The organism is Agreia sp. Leaf210 (genome assembly GCF_001421485.1).
Classification (GTDB): Bacteria; Actinomycetota; Actinomycetes; order Actinomycetales; family Microbacteriaceae; genus Agreia.
Genome location: NZ_LMKK01000003.1, coordinates 708,368 through 726,852 on the forward strand (window position 1 = coordinate 708,368; position 18,485 = coordinate 726,852).

An 18,485-nucleotide genomic window follows, 5' to 3' on the forward strand; every position below is an offset into this window, starting at 1 on the left:
CACGATGTACTGGTGGTCGTGGATCCTCATCTGGCTGGCGCTGGCGATCCTCCTGGTCGGCACACTCGTGTTCTTCGGCTGGCGCCTCTTCAAGAAAGGCGTAGCGGTCGTCGACGAACTCGAGCGACTGACCGACAAGGTCGAGCTGCTGCAGAGGAACGTCGAGGAGTTGTCGATCGAGACTCCTCCGAACGCGATCCTCGACGGCTACTCTGCCGTGGCGAACCGTCGCGATCGCGAGAAAGATCGTCGTGCAACCATGCGGCAGCTTCGCAGGGACACCCGAATGAACCGGGGTAGACTGATCACTGCACCACAAGCCTGGGAAGGATGGACCGATGTTCGGTAACGCACTGGGGTGGCCCCATCTCGTCATCATCCTCGTTGTCGTCGTTCTACTGTTCGGCGCTCCGAAGCTTCCCGGCCTCGCACGCAGCCTCGGTCAGTCGATGCGCATCTTCCGCAGCGAAGTCAAGACCATGAAAGACGAGAACGCGGCACCGTCGGAGTCGACGGGAACGACCGATAGCTCGGCCCATGCCGCACCGGTCGCCGATCAGGCATCGAGCGTCGCTTCGCCTGAATTCAAGCCAAAGCCATAGGCACGGTGGCCGCCCGAACCAAGCGGCGTGCCAACCGCGAGGGACGCATGTCTCTCGGCGCGCATCTCCTCGAGCTACGCAGGAGACTCTTCATCGCGGCGATCGGCATCATTCTGGGCGCCATCGCCGGATGGTTCCTCTCTGACTTCGTTCTCGACGCGATCAGAGGGCCCATCACCGAAGTCGGGCAACAGCAGGGCCGAGTTGCCAGCATCAACTGGGACAACATCGGCGGGGCCTTCGACCTCAAGGTGCAGATCGCTCTCACCATCGGCTTCGTAGTTTCTTCGCCGGTCTGGCTCTATCAGATCTGGGCTTTTCTCGTACCCGGGCTCACTCGGAGAGAGAAGGGCTACAGCGTCGGCTTCCTCGGCGCATCGATCCCGCTGTTTCTCGCAGGCTGCGTAGCCGGGTGGTACGTGCTGCCGCACATCGTGATCCTCCTGGCGAGCTTCGCCCCCTCCGAAGACACGAACCTCATCACGGCTCGCGGCTATTACGATTTCGTGCTCAAGCTGGTCCTCGCCGTCGGTATCGCCTTCGTATTGCCGGTCTTTCTCGTTCTGCTCAATTTCGTCGGCGTGCTCAGCGCGTCGGCGATCATCAAATCGTGGCGCCTCGCGATCCTCGCGATCGTTCTCTTCACCGCCATCGCGACGCCCGCCGCAGACCCCACTGCCATGATCCTTCTCGCGATCCCCATGGTCATCCTGTTCTTCGCGGCCTACGGCGTCGCGTGGATCCATGACTGGCGCGTCGCCCGCGCGGCCGATCGACTCGACAGCGAATTGGCCGCCTGATGCCCGAATCCGATCCCACAGCCCTCTCTCCGGCCGAACGCTACGCGCGCAGCCGGGCACGCGGTGGCAAACCCCTGCTCGATGCCTTCGCCGAGCGGGTGGACTTCGGCCTCGACACGTTCCAGATCGAGGCATGCGGCGCTCTCGAGGCCGGGGACAGCGTTCTGGTGGCGGCGCCGACCGGCGCAGGCAAGACGGTCGTCGCCGAGTTCGCACTGTTCCTCGCAATGCAGCAGAAACGCGCGAAGGTCTTCTACACCGCACCCATCAAGGCGCTGAGCAACCAGAAGTTCCATGAGTTCACGGCCGAATACGGCGCAGAGAATGTGGGCCTCCTCACGGGCGACACGAACATCAACGCGTCGGCTCGCATCGTGGTCATGACCACCGAGGTGCTTCGTAACATGATCTACGCCGACTCCGATCTGCTCACCGATCTGGCCTACGTAGTCATGGACGAGGTGCACTACCTCGCAGACAGATTCCGTGGAGCCGTCTGGGAGGAAGTAATCATCCACCTCTCCTCGGAGGTGCGGCTGGTCTCGCTGAGCGCCACGGTGTCGAACGCCGAGGAATTCGGCGACTGGCTGCAAGCAGTTCGAGGCCAGACATCGGTGATCGTCTCGGAAGAACGCCCCGTTCCCCTCGACCAGCACGTGATGGTCCGCAGCAAGCTCATCGACCTGTTCGATGCGACAGGAAAAGCCGCGACCGCTCGTGTGAATCCCGAGCTTCTGCGCATCGCTCGCAACTCGATGCCGCAGAGTTCTAGTCGACGAGGCTCGCGCGACCGACGCGGCGGTGGCTCCTACCATCGGGGCGGGCATGGCGCGCAGGAGCGAGCAGACAGGCCCGAGGTCATCGACATGCTCGATCGGCAGAATCTGCTGCCGGCGATCTTCTTCGTGTTCAGCCGAATCGGATGCGATCAGGCCGTCAAGCAGGTCCTGCGGGCCGGAATCAAGCTCACCACCGCCGACGAGCGCGACGAGATCCGTGACATCGTCGAAGACAGATGTCGCACGATCCTCGACGAAGATCTGGCGGTGCTCGGATACTGGGAATGGCTCGAAGGCCTGCAGCGCGGCGTGGCCGCGCATCACGCGGGGCTCCTGCCGGCCTTCAAAGAGGTCGTCGAAGAGCTCTTTCAGAAGAAGCTCGTCAAGGTCGTCTTCGCCACCGAGACGCTGGCTCTGGGCATCAACATGCCCGCGCGCACGGTCGTTCTCGAGAAGCTCGAGAAGTTCAACGGCGAGGCCCGTGTTCCGATCACTCCGGGGGAGTACACCCAGCTGACCGGACGAGCCGGTCGCCGCGGGATCGACGTCGAGGGGCACTCCGTCATCCAGTGGCGAGACGGGCTCGACCCGCAGGCGATCGCCTCTCTCGCGTCCCGGCGCAGCTACCCGCTCAATTCCAGTTTCCGGCCGACCTACAACATGGCGGTCAACCTCATCGAGCAGTTCGGACGGGCGCGCACCAGAGACAGCCTCGAGTCGTCGTTCGCACAGTTCCAGGCAGACAGAGCCGTCGTCGATCTCGCCCGCAAACTCCGCTCGCACGAGGAGTCGCTGGCAGGGTACGCGCGTTCCATGACCTGCGACAGGGGCGACTTCGCCGAGTACGCCGCCCTGCGGCGCGAGATCACCGAGCTCGAGCGATCCGGGGCGGGCAGGGCGGATTCTCAGTCGAGGGCCGAACGCGATTCTCGTTCGAAGAAGATCAACGACCTCCGTCGTCGGCTCAAGGTGCATCCCGTGCACTCGTGTCCTGACCGAGAGCAGCACGCACGGTGGGCCGAACGGTGGTGGCGCCTGAAGAAAGACACGGATCGCCTCGCACAGCAGATCAATACGCGCACCGGGGCGATCTCCAAGGTCTTCGACCGAGTCACCGACGTTCTCGTCGAGCTCGGCTATCTCACGGCCGAAGCCGACGGCGAGATGACTCTGACGCCGACCGGGCGCACACTCAAGCGCATCTATGGTGAGAGAGACCTGCTGGTGGCCGAGTGCCTGCGCCGCCAGGCGTGGAAAGACTTGGATGCTGCCGGGCTCGCCGCAATGGCCTGCTCTCTGGTCTATGAGCCCCGACGAGAAGAGAACGACGTCGCCGATCGATTCCTCCCGCGAGGACCGTTCAGAGCGGCTCTCGAATCGACTCGGCACATTCTCGAGTCGATCCAGGAACTCGAGGCTCGGCACCGCCTCCCCGAAGGGTCTCCCATCTCGACGGGGCTGAGTCTCGCCATGTACCAGTGGGCACGAGGAGCCCGCCTCGACGACGTTCTGACCGACGCCGACATGCAGGCGGGTGACTTCGTCCGCTGGACGAAGCAGACCATCGATCTGCTCGACCAGCTGCAGGGTCAGCCCGATGCGCGTGTCGCGCGCACGGCCAGAGATGCTCTCGACCTGATCCGTCGCGGCATCGTGGCGTACTCATCGGTGGCCTGAGAACGGTGCTCGACGATCTCCGCACGCCTGTGCGCCCCCTGATGCCGTTCTGGTTGGCACTCCTCACCGCCGCGGCCGGGGGAGTCGCTCTCGATACGGGCTTCCCCGACAAGGGTCTCTGGCCGGTCACCTTCCTGGGCATCGCCTTGATCCTGGTGTCCGTCATCGGACGCCGGGTATTCAGTGCGTTCCTGATCGGCCTGGTGGGAGGATTCTCGTTCTGGGGTGTGCACATCTTCTGGCTCACGCTGTATCTGGGCCCCATTCCCTGGCTTGCACTGGCCATCCTCCAGGCGCTCTTCTTCGCCGTCGGGGCGGCACTGCTCGCCGTGGTCTACAGCCGTGCCCCGCGCACCTGGCCGCGAACCGGCATCCGGCTCGTGATACTGCCCATCGTCATTGCCGGGCTCTGGACCGCTCGCGAGGCGATCACCGCCGTATGGCCCGAAGGCGGATTCTCGTGGGGACGCGTCGTGTTCTCGCAGTCCGAGAGCCCCTACGCCTCGCTCGTGGCGTGGATCGGCTTCTCGGGCGTCTCGTTCGTCATGGTCTGGCTCGTCGCTTTTCTCGTCGAAGTCGCACGCACGACGACCGTTGTCGCGACGACGCGCATCCTCTGGGCTGCGACGGCTATCGTCGCCACCCTCGCCGTGCCGGCCTGGTACGCACCGACCGACGGTTCATCGCGCATCGCCGCAGTGCAGGGGAACACCGACGCGTCGTTGTTCTCTCAGCGGGCGGCCGGCGACGTGCTGAGCGATCAGACAGCTGAGACCCTGAAGATCATCGATCAGAAGGTCGACATGGTCGTGTGGCCCGAGAACGGGTCGGATCTCGACCCGGCGCGATCGGAGCAGGCCGCAAAACAGCTCGATTATCTGAGCGAGAAGATGAACGCGCCCTTCATCGTGGGAACGATCACGAACCCGTCTCAGAACACCTACTACAACACCTCCCTGCTCTGGGAGGCCGGCCAGGGATCGGTCGACCACTACGACAAGCGGCACCCCGTGCCGTTCGCGGAGTACATGCCCGCTCGTGCCTTCTTCCGCGCCATCGTCCCCGACCTCGTCGATCTCGTCACCCGCGACTACACCAAGGGCACGACCGACACCGTCTTCGACGTGAACGGTGTGATCGCGGGAATCTCGATCTGCTTCGACATCACCGACGACGCGGTCGCGCGAGACATGGTGCACGACGGCGCGCAGGTGATCCTCGCCCAGACCAACAACGCGGACTTCGGCAAGACCGACGAGAACCTGCAACAGCTCGCCATTGCGCGGCTGCGCGCCGTCGAGACGGGGCGCAGCGTCGTGAACATCTCGACCGTCGGGACCTCGGCCATCGTGGCCCCAGACGGCTCGACCATCGCGTCGATCCGCCCCTACGAAGCGGGTGCCATGATCGCCGACGTGCCGTTGGCGACGCAGACCACACCGGCGACCCTGCTGGGCGGTGGCATAGAACTGCTCGTCTCGGGGCTCGGACTCGCCGGCCTTGCTCTCACCCTGCTCACCGCCCGAAGCTCACGTCGGGCACGACGAGAAGCGCCCCGCGTCAGCTGATGCTGACCGGGGCGCTGAATCGTGCCGGGATGCGGACTAGGCGTTGACCTTCTGGCCTCGACGGGCGCGGAGGTAGGTCAGACGCTCTTCGAGCAGCTCCTCGAGCTCTGCGCGAGTGCGTCGCTCCAGCAGCATGTCCCAGTGGCTGCGCGGCGTCTTCGACTCCGCGTGCTCGACGATGACGGGCTCTGACCCGACCATGCGAGTCGCTTCCATGCTGCAGTACTTGCACTCCCAGGTGTCAGGAGCTTCGGCCTCTGCGGAGAACACCATGTCGGTGTCCTTTCCGCAGGGACAGTGATACGTGTGGGTCAAGCGCGGGGAGAAGACGACGCCTTCTTCGGTCTGAAGGCTTTGGCCTCCGAGTCTCATTCCGCGCAAGCTGCGATCTGCCATTGTGTGGTCCTTTCTCGCGTTGCTTACACCGTTATAAACCCCAGAACGGCGGCAATTCTTCCCGGCCGGAGCTTTACCAGAACTCTCCCAGAGAGTAAGCAGGGTCACGCGAGGGGATGCGCCTCGTGCGGCGATCGGATACGACGAAGCAGTTCCAGGGCCAGGTCCGGTCGATCGGTCACGATCCCATCGACCCCGAGTTCGAGCAGTCTCTTCATCTGTTCGGGGTCGTTCACTGTCCAGATGTGTATCTCGATACCCCGGCGATGAAGCGCGCGAACGACGCGATCCGTCGCGATCTCGAAGCGGCCGTGCCGCGGTGGCACCTGCACCGCATCGACTGCCACGACGGCTCGAGGCGCGACCGCGAGAAGGCCGAGCTTCGCCAGCGCGAGGATGAGGGCGAACCGCGGAGCACTGGCCGAGCTGGCTACGCCCGGGATGAGCCGAACAGCCTCCGCGCGCCTTGTCGACGAGAACGACGTGATCAAGACGCGATCCGTCGCCTCGGCGGCGAGCACGGCGCCGGCTACGGCTGCTCCCGCCTGAGGCGACTTGACGTCGATGTTGAAGCGAGCGTCCGGGAAGGCACGAAGAGCCTCGAGCAGAGTCGGCATGCGGTGCCCCGCTCCGAGGTCGATCTCCTGCAACTGCGCGGTTGTCAGATCGGACACGGCTGCGTCGACTCCGGCAACGCGGTCGAGCCGGGGATCGTGCGCGATCATGGCGACGCCGTCTTTCGACACGTGGACGTCGGTCTCGAGGTAGAGAACGCCGAGAGCCCACGCCGCGTCGAACGAGGCGAGTGTGTTCTCGGGAACGTCGAGGGCGAGGCCGCGGTGCGCGAGAATCCGAGGGACAGCGGGGGAGAACCACCCGCCGGCCGCGTCAGTCCTGCGGCGGTGTCGGTGCACGGTCGCCGAACGCCTGACCGATTCCCTTGAGCGCCTCGGTGAGCTCGCTCGGGATGATCCACAGCTTGTTGGCCGACCCCTCGGCGAGCTTGGGAAGCGTTTGCAGGTATTGGTAGGCCAGCAGAAGCTGATCCGGCTCGCCCTGATGAATGGCGCCGAACACGGTGGTGATGGCTTCCGCCTCACCCTTCGCTCGCAGGACCGCAGCCTGCGCATCGCCCTCTGCCCTCAGGATCTCGCCCTGCCGATGCCCCTCAGCCTCGAGGATGGCCGACTGCTTCGTTCCCTCGGCGGTGAGGATGACGGCGCGACGTTCCCGCTCGGCACGCATCTGCTTCTCCATCGAGTCCTGGATCGACAGTGGCGGATCGATGGCCTTGAGTTCCACTCGGCCCACGCGGATACCCCACTTGCCGGTCGCCTCATCGAGGACGATGCGCAGCTGACCGTTGATCTCGTCGCGACTGGTGAGCGCCTGCTCCAGGTTCAGCCCGCCCACGACGTTGCGCAATGTCGTGGTTGCAAGTTGCTCGACTGCGCCGAGGTAGTTGGCGATCTCGTAGGTGGCCGCCCGAGCGTCGGTGACCTGGAAGAAGACGACGGTGTCGATCGACACGACCAGGTTGTCTTCGGTGATCACCGGTTGCGGGGGAAACGAGACGACCTGCTCGCGAAGATCGATCAGGGGGCGGAGCCTGTCGATGAAGGGGACCAGTACACGAAGGCCGGGCTCGAGGGTCTTGTGATAGGCACCCAGTCGCTCGACCACACCCGCGGTGGCCTGCGGAATGATGCGGATGGACCGCGCGAGAATCACCAGCACGAAGATGACGACAACGACGACGATGGCGATCACGACGATCTGACCGACGATCGCGGAATCCGAGTTGTTCACGGGGTAGTCCTTTCTGCGGGAACGACGAACGCCGTCGCCCCATCGATCGCGGTGACGAGCACCCTCTGACCTGGATCGAGATCGGCCGAGTCTGTAGACGGAGACACCCGCGCGGTCCAGATGTCGCCGTTCGAGAGCTTGACGTGCCCGCCCGCGCCCGTGAGGCGGGTCGTGACGACCCCGTACAGGCCGATCAAGGCATCCACATTGCTCTTGGTGGTGTCGCCGCCCCGCCGAAGAGCTCGCAACAGCGGAGGTCTGATCGTGAAGATGAGGAGCACCGACAAAACGGAGGCGATAATGATCTGGAGCCACCACGGAACGCCGACGAGACTCGAGACGAGGCCGCCGAGGCTACCCAGCGAGATCATGAGGAATGTGAACTCGAGACTGAACATCTCGACGATGAGAAAGACCAGCACCAGGGCCAGCCAGATCGTCCACGCGTAGGACGCCAGGAATTCGACCATCTGTACACGACTCCTCTCGTCGGTGTATGCCTTAAAACTACCAGCAACGCAGGAGGGGAGGACCGCGAGTTGGTAGTCTCGGGTTCCACAGTCAAAGGAGTATCGAGCTTGTCAACAAACCCCCTGAAACCCGAGTCCATGGCCGCGAAGCGGGTTCTCGTCACCGGCTCATCGCGCGGAATCGGTGCTGACACCGTGTCGTACTTCGCTGCCGCCGGCGCCCGAGTGGCCATCAACTTCCGCAACAAAGAGGCTCGAGCGCTCAAACTCGCCGCGAAGATCGCGGAAGACGGGGGAGAGGCGATCACGGTCGGAGCAGATCTCACCGATCCCGACTCCGTCGCCCAGCTGTTCGAGCGCATCCAGTCGGAGTTCGGGGGACTCGACGTTCTGGTGCTCAACGCCTCGGGAGGAATGGAAGGCGGAATGGCCGCCGACTACGCGATGACACTCAACCGGGACGCCCAGCTGAACGTCTTGACCAGCGCAGTTCCTCTTCTGGCGCCCGGCTCGAGAGTCGTCTTCGTCACCAGCCACCAGGCCCACTTCATCCACACCACCGAGACCATGCCGGAATATGTCCCCGTGGCCCTGTCGAAGCGGGCCGGTGAGGACGCGCTGCGCGCTCTGATCCCCGAGCTCGACGAGAAGGGTATCGAGTTCGTCGTGGTCTCCGGCGACATGATCGAGGGCACCATCACCGCGACGCTCCTCGAACGAGCCAATCCCGGCGCTATCAGTTCGCGCAAGGAGTCGGCGGGCCGCCTCTACAACGTCGGCGAGTTCGCCGCCGAGGTCGCACTCGCCGGCGTCGAGCCGATCCCGCAGAACCACACGCGCTACGTCGGAGACATCAGCGACTTCGCGCCCGTCGACTGACTCGGAGACGGTCGGCATGGTTCAGCACGCGACGACGACCGACATCGTCTATGCCAAGTCTCGGGTACTGCTCGTCGACCAGTACGATCACGTTCTGCTTCTGCTGACCCGGCACGATGTCGACAGCTATCCGTCGCGATGGCTGACGACGGGTGGCCACCTCGAGGTCGGCGAGGACCATCCGACAGCCGCGATCAGGGAGCTCTTCGAGGAGACCGGACTCGTCATCGAGAATCCGGGTCCGCCCATCTGGAGTCACGACTTCGTGGCAGAGAGAGCACCCGGCGTCTGGGCCTCGCATCACGAGGTCTGGTACTCGGTGCGCACGGAACGGTTCGACCTCGACACCAGCAATTGGACTCCCGAGGAACTGGTGGACATCATCGATCAACGCTGGTGGAGTCTGGGTGAGCTCGAGAAGACGACGGATCCTGTCGAGCCCGAGAATCTCGCCCGAATCCTCCGCGGTCAATTGTCCGCCTGCTGAGAACCCCGACGACGGAGACGATCATGAGCCTGGCTGCCGACAACCACGACCGGATACGGGTTCGAGGGGCTCGGGAGAACAACCTCAAGAACATCGACGTCGACATTCCGAAGCGCCGGCTGACCGTCTTCACCGGAGTCTCGGGATCCGGCAAGAGCTCCCTGGTCTTCGGCACCGTGGCCGCCGAGTCGCAGCGCATGATCAACGAGACCTACAGCGCGTTCCTTCAGGGGCTCATGCCCGCTCTCGCGCGCCCCGACGTCGACGTGCTCGAGGGGGTGACGACCGCGATCATCGTGGATCAGGAGCGGATGGGCGCGAATTCGCGTTCGACCGTCGGCACCGCGACCGACACGAATGTCCTGTTGCGCATCGTGTTCTCGAGGCTCGGGCACCCTCACGTCGGACCGCCCCAGGCCTTCGCCTTCAACGTTCCGTCAATCAGTGGCGCCGGCGCCGTCACCATGGACAAGGGCGGGCGCGAGGTGAAGGAGCGTCGGAGCTTCACCGTCACCGGCGGGATGTGTCCGCGGTGCGAGGGCATGGGCCGCGTCAATGACATCGATCTCGCGCAGCTCTACGACTCGTCGAAGTCGCTGAGCGGGGGCGCGCTCACTATTCCGGGCTACACCGCCGACGGGTGGGGAGTGCGCATCTTCACGGGGTCCGGGTTTCTCGACGCCGACAAACCGATCCGCGATTACTCGAAGAAGGAGCTCGACGACTTCTTGTATCACGAGCCGACCAAGGTCAAGATCGGCGATATCAACATGACCTACGAGGGTCTGGTTCCGAAAGTGCAGAAGTCGTTCCTCTCGAAGGATCGCGAAGCGATGCAGCCGCATATCCGCGCTTTCGTCGATCGGGCGGTCACCTTCGCAACCTGCCCGGAATGCACTGGCACCCGCCTCAACGAGGGTGCCCGGTCGTCCCGTATCGGCGGCGTCAACATCGCCGACGCCTGCGCGATGCAGATCAGCGACCTGGCGCGGTGGGTGGGCACGATCGACGAGCCGTCGGTCGCGCCGCTGCTGACGGCGCTGCAGCACTCGCTCGACTCTTTCGTCGCGATCGGGCTCGGCTATCTCTCACTCGACCGTCCGGCCGGGACGCTCTCGGGAGGCGAGGCCCAGCGCACCAAGATGATCCGCCACCTGGGTTCCTCATTGACCGATGTGACCTACGTGTTCGACGAGCCGACCATCGGGCTGCATCCTCACGACATCCAGAGCATGAATCGCCTTCTGCTCCAGCTGCGAGACAAGGGCAACACTGTCCTCGTTGTCGAGCACAAGCCGGAGACGATCGCGATAGCCGACCACGTCGTCGACCTCGGGCCCCGAGCGGGAACGGCCGGTGGAACCGTCTGTTACGAGGGTTCGGTCGACGGACTGCGGGGGAGTGGAACCCTCACGGGCACCCACCTCGACGATCGCCGACGCGTGAAGCCCGAGGTGCGCCGCCGGTCGGGTGTCCTCGAGATCCGGAGCGCCGACACCCACAACCTCCGCAACGTCGACGTCGACATACCCACCGGCGTTCTGACGGTGATCACGGGCGTCGCAGGCTCGGGGAAGAGCTCACTCATCCACGGCTCGATCGCCGGCCGCGACGGTGTCGTCTCCGTCGACCAGACAGCCATCCGGGGTTCTCGGCGCAGCAATCCGGCGACCTACACGGGTCTGCTCGAGCCGATCAGGAAGGCTTTCGCCAAGGCCAATGGCGTCAAGCCCGCTCTGTTCAGCGCGAATTCCGAAGGCGCGTGCCCGAACTGCAACGGCTCCGGCGTGATCGTGACCGATCTCGGAGTGATGGCGTCCGTCACGACGACGTGCGAGGTGTGCGAGGGCAGGCGATTCGACGCGTCAGTGCTCGACTACCGACTGGCGGGTCGCGACATCAGCGAGGTGCTCGCACTGAGCGTCGACGATGCTCTGGAGTACTTCTCGACGGGGGAGTCGCGCACACCTGCAGCTCAGGCCGTCTTGGCGAGGCTGGCCGATGTGGGCCTGGGGTACATCCGCCTCGGACAACCGCTGAACACGCTGTCAGGTGGAGAGCGCCAACGACTCAAGCTCGCGACCCACATGGCCGAGCAGGGCGGTGTCTATATCCTCGACGAGCCGACCACAGGCCTCCATCTCGCGGACGTCGAACAATTGCTGGGGCTGCTCGATCGTCTCGTCGAGGCCGGAAAGACGGTGATCGTCATCGAACATCATCAGGCCGTGATGGCTCATGCCGACTGGATCATCGACGTCGGGCCGGGAGCCGGCCGCGACGGTGGCCGAGTGGTCTTCGAGGGCACGCCGGCCGACCTCGTGTCTCACCGTTCCACGCTGACAGGCGACTATCTGGCCCGCTACATCGACGGCTTCTGATCGTGAATCCGTTATGTCAAGAGATTGAGTAGGACGACTCCAGATGGTCTGGCGCCTCACCCGCGGCGATGCTCACCTGAAGACCTTCCGATCCGCGTCAGAGCGAGATCCGGATGATCGTGGAGACGATCGCGTGGGCACCACCACCAGGCAACTGCTCGCGTCTCGCACAACCATCGCCCACGAAGCGATCGCTGGGCGTAAACACCCCGCTTCGCCTACGTCGCCGCTGCTCCGATAATGCACATTATGTCAATAGACCCGTTGCGGCTCCACGGACTCACGCCTCGCCGAAGCCGGACTCCACCAGTTCGGCGAGCGCATCAACGGCAGCCCGGCCGTCGGGGCTCGTCGTCCTCAACTCGACCGTGCTGCCCTTGACGAGACCCATCGACATGATCCCGAGAAGGCTCCGCGCATCTTTTCCGTTGACCGTCACGGGAGATCCCAGGCTGTTCGCCATCTTCACGAACTCGGCCGCGGGTCGAGCGTGCAGCCCATCGCGGTTGATGATCGTCACACTGCGCGAATAGTCGGCCGACGGCGGTGCTCCGGCGCCGTCGTCGCGCTCGGGCCCGGAGCCGCTGTCAGACGAGAACGCCTCGATAGCGGAGCGTGCGGCCGTCACGACCGACTCGAGGTCTCCCCCACCCTCTGCCTCGACGGCCGCGGCGACCGCGCCCTCGACGAGCGGCGCATCCACGATGACGACCCGATCACGAACCTCGTCGTCGAGAAAGTCCTTGGCCGTCTCCGCCGTGAGGATCGCCGAACCCAGATCGCACAGAACGACGACGCCGGCACCAGAATCGACGGACGCGATCGCATGCTGGACCTTCTCGAAGCTCGTCCCGACGCCACCCTCGTCGGTCCCCCCGGCCGCAGCGAGTGCCGTTCCTCCGGCCATCTGTCCCGCCAACTCGACGAGACCGTCGGCGATCTTCACGCTGTGCGAGACGAAGACGAGACCGACTCTGCCGGCGACTCCCGCCACGTCAGACGCCCGCCGCCGCGTCGGCGGCGACACGGAGCAGCAGGGCCGACGATTGGGCACCGGGGTCGCGGTGACCGATGGCCCGCTCCCCCAGATAGCTCGCCCGTCCCTTATGGGCGACGAGCGGCTCCGTGGCACGCGCGCCGGCCTCGGCGGCCGTGGCAGCGGCATCCAGAATCGCCGCTTCGTCGAGCCCGTCAGTCAAGGCAGACGAGGCCGCCTCCACGGCGGGACTCCACGCATCCACCATCGTCTTATCGCCGACCGCGGCCTTGCCTCGCAGTACGATCCCATCTCGAGCAGCCGTGAGCATGGCCACGACGGCCGCGCCGTCGAGGTGCTCCTGCCCCGCGACAGCACCCGCCGCTTTCAGATAGGCCGTTCCGTACAGCGGGCCTGCGGCGCCCCCGACGGTCGAGATCAGAGTCGTCGCGACGAGTTTGAGAACATCGCCCGGCGTCGCTTCGGCGGGCAGATCGTCGAGCTTCGGCAGAACGGCCGAAAAGCCTCGATCGAGATTCTCGCCGTGATCACCATCTCCGATGTCGCGATCCAGAGTGATCAGCTCCACCCGGTGCTCCGACACGACCTTCGCGCTCTCCCTGACCCAGCGAACGGCCCACTCCGTGTTCAACGTCATGCTGCTACCTCCCCCACCGCAGGGCGGCCGTTTCGACGGGCGCATCCCACAGCTGTTCCAGTTCGTCATCGAGTCTCATCACGGTGATGCTCATGCCTTGCATCTCGAGCGACGTGACGTAGTTGCCGACCAGGGTGCGAGACACGGTGATGCCCCGCTCCGCGAGGGCCTCGGCCGCGCGCCGGAAGACGATGTAGAGCTCAACCTGTGGTGTACCGCCCAGGCCGTTCACGAAGAGCAGAACCCTGTCGCCCGACGCGAAGGGCAGGTCGTCGACGATCGGTGCGAGAATCCGATCGACGATTGCATCGGCCGGTTCGATCGTGATGCGCTCGCGCCCGGGCTCGCCGTGGATGCCGATGCCGATCTCGATCTCATCGTCGGCCAGAACAAAGCTCGGCTCCCCCGCGTGTGGAACGACGCTCGGCGTCAGCGCGACGCCCATGGAGCGGGTCACGGAGTTGACCCTGGTGGCGATCGCCGCGACCGCGGCGAGGTCGTCGCCCCGCTCTGCAGCCGCACCCGCGATCTTCTCGACGAGCACCGTTCCGGCCACTCCGCGGCGTCCGGCCGTGTAGAGCGAGTCCTTGACGGCGACATCGTCGTCGACGATAACGGTCTGCACGTCTATGCCGTCGGCGGCCGCGAGATCAGCGGCGGTCTCGAAGTTGAGCACGTCACCGGTGTAGTTCTTGACGATGTGCAGCACCCCCGCTCCCCCATCGACGGCCTTTGTCGCCGCGAGGATCGGGTCGGGGGTCGGTGAGGTGAAGACCGGACCGGGCACGGCGGCGTCCAGCATGCCGAATCCGACGAACCCGCCGTGCAGCGGCTCGTGGCCGCTGCCCCCGCCGCTGACGAGGGCGACCTTGCCCTGTCGCGGCGCGTCCTTTCGAGCTATGTAGATCGGGTCGTGCGACACGGTGACCAGGTCGCCGTGGGCCGCTTCGAATCCGGCGACCGCCTCTTCGACCACTCGACGCGGATCATTGATGAGCTTCTTCATGGGTGGCAATCCTCTGTGATGGCCGTGCGACCTGGACGCGTCTCTGCGACCAGGGAGCTGCGCGGGAGCGGAGCTCGCAGAGCCAAATCTACTTGTTCGGTCGAGTTCGGCGAAAGAGCCTCGACTTTTGCGCGTCAGATCATATGCGCCTCGGATTCGTGCAGATATGGTGTAGTCACCCGCTTGCTGTGGGGCTCTGCACGAGGTGACGACGGTGTCACGTGAAGGAAGGTCAATGTGGACAATCTCGGGGTTGTATTTCTTGCGGAGCTGGTAGGCACCGCTCTGCTGGTTCTGTTGGGCTGTGGTGTCGTCGCGAACGTCGCGCTGGTGAAGAACAAGGGCTTCAACGGCGGCTTCCTCATGGTGAACATCGGCTGGGGCTTCGCGGTGTTCTCGGGTGTGATCGTGTCGTACAACAGCGGTGCGCACCTGAACCCGGCCGTCACGCTGGGGCTCGTCGCCAACGGCGCGACGGAGTTCGGCTCGGGTGTTCCGGTGAACATCGTGTCGATCCTCACCTACATCGCCGCTCAGCTGTTGGGTGCGATCATCGGTGCCGTGTTCGTGTGGCTGGCATACAAGCAGCACTTCGACGAGGAGCCCGACGCGGCCAACAAGCTCGGCGTCTTCTCGACCGGCCCCGCCATCCGCTCCTACGGCTGGAACCTGGTCACCGAGGTCATCGGCACCTTCGTCCTGGTGTTCGTGGTGATCGGTTTCGGTCGGCAGGAGCCGGGCGGCGGTCTCGCTGCGCTGGGCGCTCTTCCGGTGACTACGGCTGGAACCTGGTCACCGAGGTCATCGGCACCTTCGTCCTCCTACGGCTGGAACCTGGTCACCGAGGTCATCGGCACCTTCGTCCTGGTGTTCGTGGTGATCGGTTTCGGTCGGCAGGAGCCGGGCGGCGGTCTCGCTGCGCTGGGCGCTCTTCCGGTGGCGATCCTCGTGATCGCGATCGGCGCATCCCTCGGTGGCCCGACCGGCTACGCGATCAACCCGGCCCGTGACCTCGGCCCGCGCATCGCGCACGCCCTGCTACCCATCAAGGGCAAAGGATCGTCCGACTGGTCCTACTCCTGGATCCCGCCCGACCGGCTATCCTCGTGATCGCGATCGGCGCATCCCTCGGTGGCCCGACCGGCTACGCGATCAACCCGGCCCGTGACCTCGGCCCGCGCATCGCGCACGCCCTGCTACCCATCAAGGGCAAAGGATCGTCCGACTGGTCCTACTCGTGGGTCCCGGTCGTCGGCCCCATCATCGGAGGCGTCCTCGCCGGCCTCGCGGCTGTCCCGCTCCTCCCGATCATCACGTGACCTCCCAGCGGGCCCGGGCACCATGGTGACCGGGCCCGCTGCTTGCACCGGACCGAAGAATTTAACGAAGGAGTTAGACATGACGGATTACATCCTGGCGATCGACCAGGGCACCACCAGTACCCGAGCGATCGTCTTCGATCACGCCGGGTCGATCGTATCGACGGGGCAGCTCGAACACGAGCAGATCTTCCCGAAGGCGGGCTGGGTCGAGCACAACCCGAAGGAGATCTGGGACAACACGAGAGAGGTCATCGGGCAGGCCCTCTCGAAGGCCAACATCACTCGCCACAACATCAAGGCCGTCGGCATCACGAACCAGCGGGAGACCGCCGTCGTCTGGGACAAGAACACGGGCGAACCCGTGTACAACGCCATCGTCTGGCAAGACACCCGCACCCAGGCCATCGTCGACCGGGATGTGGTGGGCCTCCCCCTCTCGACGTACTTCGCCGGAACGAAGATCGTCTGGATCCTCGAGAACGTCGAGGGCGCCCGGGAACGAGCAGAAGCCGGCGATCTGCTGTTCGGAACCACGGACAGCTGGGTCACCTGGAATCTGACCGGCGGGGTCGACGGCGGCGTCCACATCACCGACGTCACCAACGCCAGTCGCACGCTCTTCTTGAACCTCGAGACCCTGGAGTGGGACGACGAGATCCTCGCCGTCTTCGACGTGCCGAAGTCCATGCTGCCCGAGGTCAAGAGCTCCTCCGAGGTGTACGGCCTCGTGCATGACTCGAGCCTCCTTCGCGAGGTTCCCGTCGCGGGCATCCTGGGCGACCAGCAGGCGGCCACGTTCGGTCAGGCCGCGTTCGACAAGGGCGAGGCCAAGAACACCTACGGCACCGGCAACTTCCTGATCTTCAACACCGGCACCGACATCGTCAAGAGCGAGAACGGTCTGCTCACCACCATCGGGTACAAGCTCGGCGACGGCGAGACCCACTACGCCCTCGAAGGCTCCATCGCCGTCACCGGCTCGCTCATCCAGTGGCTGCGCGACAACCTCGGGATCATCTCGTCGGCGCCCGAGGTAGAGGCACTGGCAGACACCGTCGACGACAACGGCGGCGCGTACTTCGTGCCCGCGTTCTCGGGTCTCTTCGCGCCGCACTGGCGCTCGGATGCCCGTGGCGCGCTGGTCGGCCTCACTCGGTACGTGAACAAGGGCCACATCGCCCGCGCCGCGATCGAGGCCATCGCGTTCCAGACCCGCGAGGTTCTCGACGCGGTCAACGCCGACTCAGGTGTTCCGCTGACCGAGCTCAAGGTCGACGGCGGAGCATCCGCCAACGACCGCCTGATGCAGTTCCAGGCCGACATCCTCGACGTGCCGGTCGTTCGCCCGGTCGTCGCAGAGACAACGGCGCTCGGCGCGGCCTACGCGGCCGGCCTCGCTGTGGGCTTCTGGTCGACCCTCGATGAACTGCGCGACAACTGGCAGGAAGACAAGCGTTGGACGCCCAACCTCGACGTCGCGGAGCGCGAGCGACTGTTGCGCAACTGGAAAAAGGCTGTCACGAAGACCCTCGACTGGGTCGACGAAGACACGCAGTGAGTCAGTGACGCGTGGCTTCGGCCCACGCGTCGAGAGTGGCCGTCGCCGCACCGGAATCGATCGTCCGGGCGGCCACGGCCATTTTTTCGCGCAGACGCTCGACGATCGACCGCCGTCCCTGCTCCGGATCGGATGCGAGGTCGAACGCGACGAGTCCCGCAGCCGCGTTCAACAGGACGATGTCGCGGACCGGCCCCGACTCCCCCCGCAGAACCCGCCGCGCGATGTCCGCGTTGTGCTCGGCGTCGCCACCCAGCAGATCGCTGATCTTCGCTCGAGAGAGTCCGAGGTCCCGGGGGTCGAGGTCGTGCTCCACCACAGCCCCGAGCGAGACCTCCCAGATGTGGCTGTGGCCCGTCGTCGTCAGCTCATCGAGCCCATCGTCGCCTCGGAAGACGAGCGCCGTCGCTCCTCTGGTCTGAAAGACACCCACGAAGATCGGCACCCTGTCGAGTTGCGCGACACCGACAGCGGATGCCTCGGGCCTGGCCGGATTACAGAGCGGCCCGAGGTAGTTGAAGACCGTCGGCACGCCCAACTCCCGCCTGACGTTGGCGACATTGCCGAAGCCGGGATGGAACTTGGCAGCGAACGCGAACGTGATTCCCGCCTCGTCGAGCACTTCAGCGGTGCGCACGTTGGAGATGTCGAGATCGACACCCAGCGCCTGGAGCACGTCGGAGGAGCCGGACTTCGAACTCGCGGCCCTGTTTCCGTGCTTCACGACAGGAACGCCAGCAGCAGCAGCCACGATCGACGCCATCGTCGAGACGTTGACCGTGCCGTGCCTGTCGCCGCCGGTGCCGACGATGTCGAGCGCCATCGGGTCGACGTCGAGGCCGACAGCGTGGTCGAGTACCGCATCCCGGAACCCGACGATCTCATCGACCGTCTCCCCCTTGGCACGCAACGCGATGAGAAAGGCGGCGAGTTGAGCGTCGGATGCCTCACCCGACATGATCTGATCCATCGCCCACGAGGAGTCCGACACCGAGAGATCGTCTCGAGCAAGAAGAGTGGAGAGAATTTCGGACCAGGACTCTGAGTACGCCATAGGCCGATTCTAAAGGCCGGACAGCTGCCGAGTCGGTGTCAATGGGCCCCGCGACTCATACCC

19 protein-coding genes are annotated in these 18,485 nt (G+C 65.0%); 11 read left to right on the top strand and 8 right to left on the bottom strand.

Annotated elements, in window-relative coordinates; all coding sequences use genetic code 11:
- Nucleotides 1-4 precede the first annotated feature (4 nt).
- The 5 genes from ASE64_RS13775 to lnt are packed head-to-tail and all read left to right on the top strand — an operon-like array spanning nt 5 to nt 5,426.
- The gene (locus tag ASE64_RS13775) at nt 5-349 is read left to right on the top strand and encodes a hypothetical protein (protein ID WP_055781531.1); all 345 of its coding nucleotides are present in this window, start codon (nt 5-7) and stop codon (nt 347-349) included.
- Nucleotides 339-602, top strand: coding sequence for a Sec-independent protein translocase subunit TatA (gene tatA / locus ASE64_RS13780; protein WP_055781533.1), 264 nt, complete (start codon nt 339-341; stop codon nt 600-602). The genes ASE64_RS13775 and tatA overlap by 11 nt, the downstream gene beginning before the upstream one ends.
- A gap of 47 nt (nt 603-649) precedes the next feature.
- Complete coding sequence (tatC, locus tag ASE64_RS13785) at nt 650-1,402, top strand: twin-arginine translocase subunit TatC (RefSeq protein WP_055781536.1); 753 nt, start codon at nt 650-652, stop codon at nt 1,400-1,402.
- The gene (locus tag ASE64_RS13790) at nt 1,402-3,858 is read left to right on the top strand and encodes a DEAD/DEAH box helicase (RefSeq protein WP_055781538.1); all 2,457 of its coding nucleotides are present in this window, start codon (nt 1,402-1,404) and stop codon (nt 3,856-3,858) included. Before tatC ends, ASE64_RS13790 begins: the two co-directional genes overlap by 1 nt.
- 5 nt (nt 3,859-3,863) lie before the next feature.
- Nucleotides 3,864-5,426: an apolipoprotein N-acyltransferase gene (gene lnt, locus ASE64_RS13795; RefSeq protein ID WP_235480623.1), complete on the top strand. Its 1,563-nt coding sequence runs from the start codon at nt 3,864-3,866 to the stop codon at nt 5,424-5,426.
- A 36-nt stretch (nt 5,427-5,462) separates the two neighbouring features.
- Here lnt and ASE64_RS13800 read toward each other — a convergent pair whose 3' ends face one another.
- The 4 genes from ASE64_RS13800 to ASE64_RS13815 all read right to left on the bottom strand — a co-directional run bounded on the left by ASE64_RS13800 (nt 5,463) and on the right by ASE64_RS13815 (nt 8,101).
- Nucleotides 5,463-5,822: an RNA polymerase-binding protein RbpA gene (locus ASE64_RS13800; RefSeq protein ID WP_055781543.1), complete on the bottom strand. Its 360-nt coding sequence runs from the start codon at nt 5,820-5,822 to the stop codon at nt 5,463-5,465.
- 104 nt (nt 5,823-5,926) lie between these two features.
- Nucleotides 5,927-6,736 carry a glycerophosphodiester phosphodiesterase family protein gene (locus tag ASE64_RS13805; protein WP_055781546.1) on the bottom strand — a complete coding sequence of 270 codons (810 nt, stop codon included), beginning with the start codon at nt 6,734-6,736 and terminating at the stop codon, nt 5,927-5,929.
- On the bottom strand, nt 6,711-7,631 hold the full coding sequence (locus tag ASE64_RS13810; protein WP_055781548.1) for an SPFH domain-containing protein: 921 nt from the start codon (nt 7,629-7,631) through the stop codon (nt 6,711-6,713). The genes ASE64_RS13805 and ASE64_RS13810 overlap by 26 nt, the downstream gene beginning before the upstream one ends.
- Complete coding sequence (locus ASE64_RS13815) at nt 7,628-8,101, bottom strand: NfeD family protein (protein WP_055781551.1); 474 nt, start codon at nt 8,099-8,101, stop codon at nt 7,628-7,630. Before ASE64_RS13815 ends, ASE64_RS13810 begins: the two co-directional genes overlap by 4 nt.
- A 138-nt stretch (nt 8,102-8,239) precedes the next feature.
- Here ASE64_RS13815 and ASE64_RS13820 point away from each other — a divergent pair, with 138 nt between their 5' ends.
- The 3 genes from ASE64_RS13820 to ASE64_RS13830 are packed head-to-tail and all read left to right on the top strand — an operon-like array spanning nt 8,240 to nt 11,848.
- Entirely contained in the window at nt 8,240-8,980 is a 741-nt protein-coding gene (locus ASE64_RS13820; protein WP_055781554.1) for an SDR family oxidoreductase, read from the top strand.
- A 16-nt stretch (nt 8,981-8,996) separates the two neighbouring features.
- Complete coding sequence (locus ASE64_RS13825; protein ID WP_055781556.1) at nt 8,997-9,467, top strand: NUDIX hydrolase; 471 nt, start codon at nt 8,997-8,999, stop codon at nt 9,465-9,467.
- A 23-nt stretch (nt 9,468-9,490) separates the two neighbouring features.
- On the top strand, nt 9,491-11,848 hold the full coding sequence (locus ASE64_RS13830; RefSeq protein ID WP_055781559.1) for an ATP-binding cassette domain-containing protein: 2,358 nt from the start codon (nt 9,491-9,493) through the stop codon (nt 11,846-11,848).
- A 280-nt stretch (nt 11,849-12,128) separates the two neighbouring features.
- Here the strand turns inward: ASE64_RS13830 and dhaM are convergent, their stop codons facing one another.
- Genes dhaM through dhaK form a run of 3 tightly spaced genes read right to left on the bottom strand, consistent with a single transcriptional unit; the run spans nt 12,129 to nt 14,488 of the window.
- Nucleotides 12,129-12,842, bottom strand: coding sequence for a dihydroxyacetone kinase phosphoryl donor subunit DhaM (gene dhaM, locus ASE64_RS13840; protein ID WP_055781563.1), 714 nt, complete (start codon nt 12,840-12,842; stop codon nt 12,129-12,131).
- 1 nt (nt 12,843) lies between these two features.
- Nucleotides 12,844-13,482, bottom strand: coding sequence for a dihydroxyacetone kinase subunit DhaL (dhaL, locus tag ASE64_RS17805; RefSeq protein ID WP_055781566.1), 639 nt, complete (start codon nt 13,480-13,482; stop codon nt 12,844-12,846).
- A 4-nt stretch (nt 13,483-13,486) separates the two neighbouring features.
- On the bottom strand, nt 13,487-14,488 hold the full coding sequence (gene dhaK, locus ASE64_RS13850; RefSeq protein ID WP_055781567.1) for a dihydroxyacetone kinase subunit DhaK: 1,002 nt from the start codon (nt 14,486-14,488) through the stop codon (nt 13,487-13,489).
- Between the two features lie 237 nt (nt 14,489-14,725).
- Between dhaK and ASE64_RS13855 the strand changes: the two genes are divergently transcribed.
- The 3 genes from ASE64_RS13855 (at nt 14,726) to glpK (ending at nt 17,368) form a co-directional block, all read left to right on the top strand.
- Nucleotides 14,726-15,598 (top strand): MIP/aquaporin family protein, encoded by an 873-nt coding sequence (locus ASE64_RS13855; protein ID WP_082466301.1) that lies wholly within the window; start codon nt 14,726-14,728, stop codon nt 15,596-15,598.
- The gene (locus tag ASE64_RS17860; protein ID WP_268750582.1) at nt 15,595-15,807 is read left to right on the top strand and encodes an aquaporin; all 213 of its coding nucleotides are present in this window, start codon (nt 15,595-15,597) and stop codon (nt 15,805-15,807) included. The genes ASE64_RS13855 and ASE64_RS17860 overlap by 4 nt, the downstream gene beginning before the upstream one ends.
- Before the next feature lie 79 nt (nt 15,808-15,886).
- Nucleotides 15,887-17,368, top strand: a complete 1,482-nt coding sequence (gene glpK / locus ASE64_RS13860) for a glycerol kinase GlpK (RefSeq protein ID WP_055781571.1) — start codon at nt 15,887-15,889, stop codon at nt 17,366-17,368.
- A gap of 1 nt (nt 17,369) precedes the next feature.
- Here glpK and trpD read toward each other — a convergent pair whose 3' ends face one another.
- The gene (gene trpD / locus ASE64_RS13865; RefSeq protein WP_055781574.1) at nt 17,370-18,422 is read right to left on the bottom strand and encodes an anthranilate phosphoribosyltransferase; all 1,053 of its coding nucleotides are present in this window, start codon (nt 18,420-18,422) and stop codon (nt 17,370-17,372) included.
- Nucleotides 18,423-18,485: the final 63 nt, after the last annotated feature.

What these genes read in the sequence shown, in the direction of transcription:
- ASE64_RS13820 (WP_055781554.1), top strand. Translation starts at nt 8,240, where the DNA reads ATGGCCGCGAAGCGGGTTCTCGTCACCGGCTCATCGCGCGGAATCGGT.
- glpK (WP_055781571.1), top strand. Translation starts at nt 15,887, where the DNA reads ATGACGGATTACATCCTGGCGATCGACCAGGGCACCACCAGTACCCGA.
- ASE64_RS13800 (WP_055781543.1), bottom strand. Translation starts at nt 5,822, where the DNA reads ATGGCAGATCGCAGCTTGCGCGGAATGAGACTCGGAGGCCAAAGCCTT.
- ASE64_RS13815 (WP_055781551.1), bottom strand. Translation starts at nt 8,101, where the DNA reads ATGGTCGAATTCCTGGCGTCCTACGCGTGGACGATCTGGCTGGCCCTG.
- dhaK (WP_055781567.1), bottom strand. Translation starts at nt 14,488, where the DNA reads ATGAAGAAGCTCATCAATGATCCGCGTCGAGTGGTCGAAGAGGCGGTC.
- trpD (WP_055781574.1), bottom strand. Translation starts at nt 18,422, where the DNA reads ATGGCGTACTCAGAGTCCTGGTCCGAAATTCTCTCCACTCTTCTTGCT.
- ASE64_RS13775 (WP_055781531.1), top strand. Translation starts at nt 5, where the DNA reads ATGTACTGGTGGTCGTGGATCCTCATCTGGCTGGCGCTGGCGATCCTC.
- ASE64_RS13830 (WP_055781559.1), top strand. Translation starts at nt 9,491, where the DNA reads ATGAGCCTGGCTGCCGACAACCACGACCGGATACGGGTTCGAGGGGCT.
- ASE64_RS13825 (WP_055781556.1), top strand. Translation starts at nt 8,997, where the DNA reads ATGGTTCAGCACGCGACGACGACCGACATCGTCTATGCCAAGTCTCGG.
- tatC (WP_055781536.1), top strand. Translation starts at nt 650, where the DNA reads ATGTCTCTCGGCGCGCATCTCCTCGAGCTACGCAGGAGACTCTTCATC.
- tatA (WP_055781533.1), top strand. Translation starts at nt 339, where the DNA reads ATGTTCGGTAACGCACTGGGGTGGCCCCATCTCGTCATCATCCTCGTT.
- ASE64_RS13790 (WP_055781538.1), top strand. Translation starts at nt 1,402, where the DNA reads ATGCCCGAATCCGATCCCACAGCCCTCTCTCCGGCCGAACGCTACGCG.
- dhaL (WP_055781566.1), bottom strand. Translation starts at nt 13,482, where the DNA reads ATGACGTTGAACACGGAGTGGGCCGTTCGCTGGGTCAGGGAGAGCGCG.